1 rRNA gene is annotated in these 329 nt (G+C 62.9%); it reads right to left on the bottom strand.

The features are described from left to right. Positions 1-329, bottom strand: a 16S ribosomal RNA gene (locus NE591_RS13505); the annotation flags it as partial.

Genomic DNA, 329 nt, shown 5'->3' with positions numbered 1-329 from the left:
AGAGGTTCCGCTTAGGCGGCCGCCTACGCGCGCTTTACGCCCAATGAATCCGGATAACGCTCGCCCCCTACGTATTACCGCGGCTGCTGGCACGTAGTTAGCCGGAGCTTCTTCTGCAGGTACCGTCAAAGTCTTCCCTGCTGAAAGCGGTTTACAACCCGAAGGCCTTCGTCCCGCACGCGGCGTTGCTGCGTCAGGGTTCCCCCCATTGCGCAAAATTCCCCACTGCTGCCTCCCGTAGGAGTCTGGGCCGTATCTCAGTCCCAATGTGGCCGGTCGACCTCTCAGTCCGGCTACCCATCGCGGGCACGGTGGGCCGTTACCCCGCC

The sequence above is a fragment of the Adlercreutzia sp. DFI.6.23 genome (assembly GCF_024462535.1).
Taxonomy (GTDB): Bacteria; Actinomycetota; Coriobacteriia; order Coriobacteriales; family Eggerthellaceae; genus Adlercreutzia; species Adlercreutzia rubneri.
Note: the sequence above shows the minus strand (reverse complement) of the source record. Positions and strands in the feature narration are given on the sequence as shown.